This is a genomic window from Cupriavidus sp. FW305-46, from assembly GCF_058787075.1.
Map to the genome: position 1 here is coordinate 92,489 of NZ_JBYSZI010000018.1, position 7,667 is coordinate 100,155.

At 68.2% G+C, this 7,667-nt stretch carries 6 protein-coding genes; all 6 read right to left on the reverse strand.

Annotated features, from left to right (window positions below; genetic code table 11):
- Positions 1-1,574 (reverse strand): VCBS domain-containing protein (locus tag AC3WON_RS11485; RefSeq protein WP_492351864.1); only part of this gene is annotated, 1,574 nt, incomplete at its 3' end.
- A 74-nt stretch (positions 1,575-1,648) separates the two neighbouring features.
- Positions 1,649-3,037: an HlyD family type I secretion periplasmic adaptor subunit gene (locus tag AC3WON_RS11490; RefSeq protein ID WP_492351865.1), complete on the reverse strand. Its 1,389-nt coding sequence runs from the start codon at positions 3,035-3,037 to the stop codon at positions 1,649-1,651.
- A complete protein-coding gene (locus AC3WON_RS11495) occupies positions 3,021-5,210 on the reverse strand; it encodes a type I secretion system permease/ATPase (RefSeq protein WP_492351866.1) in 2,190 nt (729 codons plus the stop codon). The genes AC3WON_RS11490 and AC3WON_RS11495 overlap by 17 nt, the downstream gene beginning before the upstream one ends.
- A gap of 304 nt (positions 5,211-5,514) precedes the next feature.
- Complete coding sequence (locus AC3WON_RS11500) at positions 5,515-5,721, reverse strand: DUF6494 family protein (protein WP_492351867.1); 207 nt, start codon at positions 5,719-5,721, stop codon at positions 5,515-5,517.
- 144 nt (positions 5,722-5,865) lie between these two features.
- Positions 5,866-7,110 (reverse strand): CaiB/BaiF CoA transferase family protein, encoded by a 1,245-nt coding sequence (locus AC3WON_RS11505; RefSeq protein ID WP_492321286.1) that lies wholly within the window; start codon positions 7,108-7,110, stop codon positions 5,866-5,868.
- On the reverse strand, positions 7,110-7,667 hold a 558-nt coding region (locus tag AC3WON_RS11510), incomplete at its 5' end, for an SDR family oxidoreductase (RefSeq protein ID WP_492351868.1). The genes AC3WON_RS11510 and AC3WON_RS11505, both read right to left, overlap by 1 nt.

A 7,667-nucleotide genomic window follows, 5' to 3' on the forward strand; every position in this document is an offset into this window, starting at 1 on the left:
GCCGAGGACGTGATGGTGGCGTGGTCGTTGGCCCCAGTGATATTGACCTTGATGGTCTGCTGCGCGGTCTGGTCGGCGGAAGACACCGTCAGCGAATCACTGACCTGCTGGCCCGCAATCAGCGCATCGGCCTTGGTGTTGTCGAGCGTATAGCTCCAGGCCCCGGTGCCGCTGTCGAAGGTGAAGGTACCGTAATGGCCTGCCAGGCTCTCCGGCGCCACCGCGGCGAAGTGCGCTTCACCGGCATCGACATCGGTGACCGTCAGCTTGCCGCTGGCGGATGCATCGCCAGTTTCAGCATTGCCAGCGCCACCAGCCTCGGTCACCGCCTTGTCTTCGCTGGCCGAGGCCGTGATCGTGGCTCCATCGTTGGCACCGGTAATCCGGATGCTCAGCGATGAAGCCGCGCCGGCCTGTCCGTCAGAAACCTCATAGCTGAACGTGTCCTGGACCTGCTGGCCCTGCCGCAATGCCTGCACCTGGCCATTGCCGTTGTCCAGCGCATAGCTGTAGCTGCCGTCGGCGTGAAGCGTCAGCGTGCCGTACTGGCCGGCATAGGTGCCGGGATTGGCCACGGCCAGCACGTTGCCCGCATCGACGTCGCTGTCGTTCGACAGCACATTGCCGGTGATCGGGTTAGGAGAGTTGTCCTCGCCGATCGCGTGGGTATCGGCTGTTGCCGTTGGCGCATGATTGTCGTAGCCGGCGAAGTCCGACTTGGTCAGTTCGTGCAGGCCGTTGAGCTTGATGACCATTTCCGCCGTGGCGGGATTGCCGTCGACATCCACATAGACATAGGTATTGCCCTCCGATTGCTGGAACCAGGCTCCGTGGGCCGTGGGCTGGCGGCCACCCCATTCAAAGCCTGTGTCGCCCAGCACGGGCCGCAAGTCGAGGTGGTCCGAGCCGCGCTGGAAGTCGGTGATCACGTCCATGCCGGCCGCGGTGGAGTCGGAGACAGCGTTATAGACAAAGACGTCAGCGCCGTAGCCGCCGCTCAGGATGTCGCCGCCTGCCCCGCCGGCGATCTTGTCGTTGCCGCCTTCACCGTGGATGGTGTCCTTGCCGTTGCCGCCGGCGATGATGTCGTCGCCGCCCAGCGCGGCATGGTTGCCGTTGTCCCCGTAGATCAGGTCGTCGCCGTTGCCGCCATAGATGCGGTCGTTACCCGGCCGGGCCGACTCATGGCCGGCACCGAGCAGGTAGTCGGCATAGCTGTCGTAGCCGTCGCCATACAGCGTATCGCCGCCATTGTCGCCGGTGTAAAGCGCCGACGAGCCGTCGATGCTGCCGATCGCGTCATCGCCGCCGCCGCCATAGACCGCATCGGTGCCGTTGCCACCCGACAAGTTGTCGCTGCCGAGCCCGCCGAAGACCCGGTCCTTGCCGTTGGCGCCCAGCAGCGTGTCGTCGCCGCTGCCGCCTTCGACGATATCGTCGCCGTTGCCGGCATCGACATAGTCGTTGCCATCGCCGGCGCTGACGTAGTCATTGCCATTGCCGCTCAGGATGGTGTCGGCGGACGTGGTGCCGGTGATGCTGTCGCTGCCGTTGCTGCCTGTCAGGGTTGCCATGTTTACTCTCCGTCCTCAATGCCGGCCTGCCGGCCATGCCTTGCCTGTTGTCGTCGTGGGCAGTCCGCCCGTTCTTATCGTTCCCGGAACGCCAGTTCCCTGGTCTTGATGATGGGCTTGAGCAGGTAATGGAGCACCGTCTTCTGCCCGGTCAGCACATCGACCGTGGCCACCATGCCGGGCAGGATGGGTACCTGCACGGCACTGCCGCCTGGCCGGTTGTCGCGCGTGCGCACGCGCACCAGGTAGTAGCTTTCGGGGCGCTCGCCCGGGCGCTCCGGCGTCAGCGTATCGGCGCTGATATGTTCCACGGTGCCGGGAAAGCCGCCATAGACCGAGAAGTCGTAGGCCGACAGCTTGACCACCGCCGGCTGGCCCGGCCGCAGGAAGGCAATGTCGGCAGGCCGCACGCGCGCCTCGACCAGCAGCGTGTCTTCCAGCGGGACGATCTCCAGCAGGTCCATGCCGGGCTGCACCACGCCACCCACGGTATTGATCCTGATCTGCTTGATGACGCCCGCAAGCGGGGCGCGTACCAGGGTACGGTCGACGCGGTCCTGCAGCGCCGTGTTGGTGGCGCTCTGCGCGGCCTGTTCGGCCTTGGCCTGGTTGAGCTCTTTCATGGCCTCGGCGCGATAATGCGTGCCCAGTTCGTCGGCTTTCTGCTGGCTCTCGCGGTAGGCGGCCTCCAGGCGCGGCATGGCGAGCCGCGCGGCCTCGAGCTCGCCTTTCAGGTCATTGGCCTGCCGCTCCAGCCGCAGCAGGTCGACCTCGGACACCACGCCCTGCGCCACCATCGGGCGCATCATGGCCAGCTCCTGTGCCACCAGCCGATGGCTCTGCCGCAGTTGCTGCTCGCGCGAGCGCTTCTCGGTCAGCTCCTGCCGCCGCTGCTCCGACTGCTGGCGCAGCACGGCGAGGTTGGCATCGAACGCGCGCTTGCGCGACTCGAACAGCGCGCGCTCCTCGGACACGAAGCGGCGGCCCTCGGCATCGGCCGGCGCGTTCGCCACGAACGCCGTGCCGTCGGCCTCGGCGCTCAGGCGCGCAATGCGAGCCACCAGCGCATCGTCCCTGGTGCGGCCTTCCTGGTATGACGCCGTGAAACGGGTATCGTCGATGCGCATCAGCGGCTGGTCCTTGTTCACCACCTGCCCCGGTCGCACCATGATCTCGGCGATGATCCCGCCTTCGAGGTTCTGCACCACCTGCACCTGGCTCGACGGGATCACCTTGCCCTCGCCCACCGCGACCTCGTCCACCTGCGCCAGCGCGGCCCAGGCCAGCGCCACCAGCACGAAGACCAGGGCGGACCAGAGGATCCAGTGCGTGAAACAGCGCGGCTGCGCCAGCGCGGCCGCATCGCGCTCGCACATGAAGGCGGTGTCGTCGGCACGCGGCCTCAGCGCGGCGATCAGGCGCCGCACTGGCCCCACGCGTTGCGGATCAGGCTGAAGCGACATGGAGCTTCCTCCCCGCAAGCGCGTTCAGGACTTCAACCTTGGGGCCATCGGCGACGATGCGGCCCTGGTCCATCACGATCAGGCGATCGACCAGGCTGAGCAGCGAGCCGCGATGCGTGACCAGGATCAGCGTGCGCCCGCCCAGCGCCGGGGCCAGGCGCGCCTTGAACTGCTCCTCGGTGCGGTTGTCCATGGCGCTGCTGGGTTCGTCGAGCAGCAGCAGCGGCGGCTGCAGCAACTCGGCGCGGGCAATGGCAATGGCCTGGCGCTGGCCGCCCGACAGGCCTTCGCCGCGCTCGCCCAGGCGCAGGTCATAGCCGTCCGGCAGGCGATCGACAAAGTCGCTCACGCCGCCCAGGCGCGCCGCGCGCAGCACGGCTTCGTCGTCGGCGTACGGGGCGCCCATCACGATGTTGTCGCGCAGCGTGCCGCTGAACAGCATCACGTCCTGCGGCACATAGCCGATGTCGCGCCGCAACGCGGCCGGGTCCAGCTGGCGCACCTCCGCGCCGTCGACCAGCACGGTGCCGGCATCCGGTGCGTACAGGCCGAGGATCAGCTTCTCGATGGTGGTCTTGCCTGAGCCGATGCGGCCGATCAGGCCGACCCGCTCGCCGCTGGCAATGCGGAACGAGACCCCATCCAGTGCCGCGATGTCGCGGCCCGGATAGCGAAAGCTGACCTGCCGGAACTCGATCTCGCCGCGCAGCGGCGGACGATGCAGGAAATGCTTGCCGGGCGGGCGCTCGACGGGCAGCGCCATCATGCGGCCGATGCCGGCCAGCGCGGTGCGCGCCTGGTGATAGCGGGTGGTCAGCCCGGCCACTTGCGAAAGCGGCGCCAGCGCCCGGCCGGCAAGGATGGTGCAGGCAATCAGGCCGCCCGTGGTCAGCCGGTCGTCGGCGATCAGGTAGACACCCATCACCACCACCACCAGCGTGGCGGCCTGCTGGGCGAACAGCGAGAGGTTGATCACGCAGGCGGAGAGCAGCCGCGCCCGCAGGCCCAGTTGCGCCATCTGCCCGACCACCTGCTCCCATTTGCGCTGGGCGGCCCCTTCAGCACCGCTGGTCTTGATGGTCTCCAGCCCCACCAGGGTTTCGACCAGTGCGGCCTGGCGCTGAGCCGCGCAGGCGCTGCTGGCGTGTACCGCGCGCGACAGCGGCCCCTGCAGCAGCAGGCTGATGCCCATCACCAGCGGCACTGCCAGCAGAGGCACCCAGGCCAGCGGGCCACCGACCCAGAACATGGCCGCAATGAAGACCGCGGCGAACGGAAGGTCGACCAGGGTCGTGATGGTGGCCGAGGTCAGGAACTCGCGCACCGACTCGAATTCATGCAGCTGGCTGCTCAGGCTGCCCACCGACGCTGGCCGCGCCTTCATCTCGATGCCCAGCACCTTCTCGAACACCGTCGCGGAGACCGTGACATCGATACGCCGGCCAGCCACGTCGACAAAATAGCCGCGCAGCGTGCGCATCACCAGCTCGAAGCCAAGCACCAGGCCCACGCCGATGGCCAGCGCCCACAGCGTTTCCAGCGCGTGATTCGGCACCACGCGGTCATAGACGTTCATGGTGAACAGCGGCATGACCAGCGCGAACAGGCTGAGCAGCAGCGAGGCAACCAGCACCTCGCCATAGAGCGGCCACGACTGGCGCATCACGCCCCAGAACCATCCGTGCGGCGACGGCCCGGCATCGCCGGCCGCCTCGACGCGGTGCGCGGGCCGGGCGAAGATGGCATGGCCGGTGTACCGGGCCAGCAGGTCTTCCTGGCGCAACGGCTGCTCGCCGCCGCCCCACTCCGGCTGCGAAACCAGCAGCATTCCGTCGTCGCCACGGCGCAGCAATACGCAGGCCTCGCCCTGGTCGAGCAGCAGGATGGCGGGCAGCACCAGGTCGGGGATGTCGTCCAGCGGGCGCTTGACCAGTCGGGCCGACATGCCCGCGCGCGCGGCCGCGCGCGCAAACAAGGCAGGCGTCAGGCGATCCGCTTCAAGCGGCAGGCCCGCAATCAGGGCTTCGGCCGCGACCGGCCGCTGGAAGCGCCGGGCCAGCCAGAGCAGGCATGCCAGCAGCGGATCCTCGGCGCGCGCGTGCCGACCTGCCGGATCCGGCAGGTTCCAGCCGGTATCGTCGATGTTCCTTGCGGGCGCGGCGGCGGCATGCATGGCAACGGCCCCCGCGCTTCAGAGCAGCCCGTGGCCCGAGCGGTGGCGTGTAACCCGTGCTTGCGCACGTCGCGTTGCACTGCCTGCGCATACCCCGCCCCCAGCGCCATGCGGGCGCTCGTTGCATCCAGCCATGGTATCCCCCCGGTCCCATTGGTTCGACGTTTCCGGGAAGCATATGTGGGGGGAACCTGCGCGCCCATCGTGCAGAAGGAGCAACTTGCGCAACAAAAGGGCCGGACACGGTCATCCTTTTGGCGTTTCACGCAAGAAACAGAACCACTGCGAACACCGCCAGACCGCCTTACTCAAGCTGGATTTCACCCTCGAAGCGCGCCTGGAGCTTGACGCCGGCCAGTTCCAGGGTCACCGACACCGGGAAGTGCTCGTTGCCGGCGATGGTGCCGTCGGCCACCGCCTTCGCGACCGCCTGTTCGATCTCGCGCTGGGAACTGACGCCGACCACCTTCAGGAACTTGCGGATGCTGAGGTTAAAGGTCTCTTCGTTCATGGCTGTCTCCTGTGGGGAACCGGGAACAACGGTTCGGGCCGCTACCCAGACAGCCTAGGCGATGGGGGGACTTTGTGCCGAGGCCTGGCGATCCGCCCGGAAGCAGGCGGTGCCCGGCAGCTTCCGCCAGGCACCCGCCTCCAGTCAGACCACGCCTTGCTCGCGCAGCCTGGCGATGCGCTCGGCCGACATACCCAGCACCGATTCCAGCACGTGCGCGGTATGCTCGCCCAGCCGCGGCGGCGGTGCGTCGTATTGCACCGGGGTTGCCGACAGCCGCAGCGGGCTCTTGACGGTCGGGCACAGGCTGCCGTCGTCGCGCACCAGGTCGACCTGCAGCTCGCGATGCCGCACCTGCGGGTCTTCCAGCACCTGGCCGTAGTCGTTGATCGGCCCGCACGGGATGCCCTGCGCTTCCAGCGCCTGCACCCAGTGCGCCGTCGGCCGCGTGCGCATATGCGCCTCGAGCAGCGGCACCAGCGTGTCGCGATGGATGATGCGGCCGGGGCCGGTGGCAAAGCGCTCGTCGGCGGCCAGGTCGGGACGCTCGACGCCGCGGCAATACGCCTGCCACTGTCCGTCGTTGCCGGCCGCCACGATCATGTAGCCGTCGGCGGTGGCGAACACATGGTAGGGCACCATATTGGCGTGCGCATTGCCGTAGCGCGGCATGGCCTTGCCGGTCACGCGCTGGGCGATGATGGGCGTGGCGCCGACCGCCACCACCGCATCGAGCAGCGCCATGTCGATATGCTGGCCCTCGCCGGTGCGCTCGGCATGGCGCAACGCGGCCAGCACGGCCACGGTGGCATACATGCCGGTGAGCATGTCGACCACCGCCACGCCCACCTTCTGCGGCCCGCCGCCGGGCAGGTCGTCGCGCTCGCCGGTGACGCTCATCAGGCCGCCCAGGCCCTGGAAGATGAAGTCATAGCCGGGCTTGTGCGCGCTCGGCCCGGTCTGGCCGTAGCCCGTGATCGAGCAGTAGACGATGGACGGGTTGATCGCCTTGAGGCTGTCATAGTCCAGCCCGTAGCGCTTCAGGTCGCCGACCTTGTAGTTCTCCAGCACGATCTGCGACTTGGCCGCCAGTTCGCGCACGATCTCCTGCCCTTGCGGGCTGGCGATATCGAGCGTCACCGACTGCTTGCCACGGTTGGCGCCGGCAAAGTAGGTGGCGTCGCGCGACGGCTGCCCGTCCGCGCCGGGCAGCCAGGGCGGCCCCCACGAACGGGTGTCGTCGCCCGCGCCGGGCCGCTCCACCTTGATGACTTCGGCGCCCAGGTCCGCCAGGTTCTGCGCGCACCACGGACCGGCCAGGATGCGCGACAGGTCCAGCACCCGCACGCCGGCAAGCGCGCCGTGCGCCGGGGCCTGGCTGCCCGCCATCAGATCGGGTCCCAGCTGATCACGTCGGGGGAACGCTCCAGCTTGAAGAAGCTGTTGCGCATGGCCGGCATGGCGATCTCGCCCACGGTTTCAGGGGTCCAGCCTTCGCTCATATGCACCGAGCGCACCGGGCGCGGCTGGCTCATCAGGATGATCTCGTTGGCGCGCACCGCGAAGATCTGGCCGTTGACTTCGCTGGCGGCCGGGCTGGCAAGGTAGACCGCCACCGGCGCGATCTTGCCGGCTTCCATCTTCTGCAGCTTGGCCACGCGTGCCTTCTCTTCCGGCGTTTCGGCCGGGATCGAGCTGGTCATGCGGCTCCAGGCGAACGGCGCGATGCAGTTCGAGCGCACGTTGAAGCGCTGCATGTCCAGCGCGATCGACTTGGACAGCGCGGCAATGCCCAGCTTGGCCGCCGAGTAGTTGGCCTGGCCCAGGTTGCCGATCAGGCCCGAGGTCGAGGTCATGTGCACGTAGGCGCCGCTCTCCTGGTCCTTGAAGTAGCTGGCCGCGGCGCGGCTGACGAAGAAGGTGCCGTGCAGGTGCACGTCGATCAC